The sequence below is a fragment of the Paraburkholderia sp. SIMBA_054 genome, from assembly GCF_046534875.1.
Lineage (GTDB): Bacteria > Pseudomonadota > Gammaproteobacteria > Burkholderiales > Burkholderiaceae > Paraburkholderia > Paraburkholderia hospita.
In genome coordinates, this window is record NZ_JAWRXV010001375.1 from 1 (window position 1) to 248 (window position 248).

Sequence of the window (248 nt, forward strand, 5' to 3'; positions counted from 1 at the left end):
GCAAACTTGTGGCGTCGGCTTTTTCGTGTGGTCGACGGCGCTCGCCTATAACGCCGACAAGCTGAAGACTGCGCCGTCAGGCTGGGCCGACTTCTGGGACGTGAAGAAGATCCCCGGCAAGCGCGCGATGCGCAAGGGCGCGCGTTACAACCTCGAATTTGCGTTGATGGCCGACGGTGTTGCACCGAAAGACGTGTACAAGGTGCTGGCGACCAAGGAAGGTCAGGACCGCGCATTCAAGAAGCTCG

General features: G+C 60.5%; 1 protein-coding gene. It reads left to right on the forward strand.

Annotation, left to right across the window (positions count from 1 at the left end; translation table 11 throughout):
• The coding region (locus SB822_RS59575) for an extracellular solute-binding protein (RefSeq protein ID WP_410859436.1) at positions 1-248 on the forward strand (248 nt) is incomplete at both ends.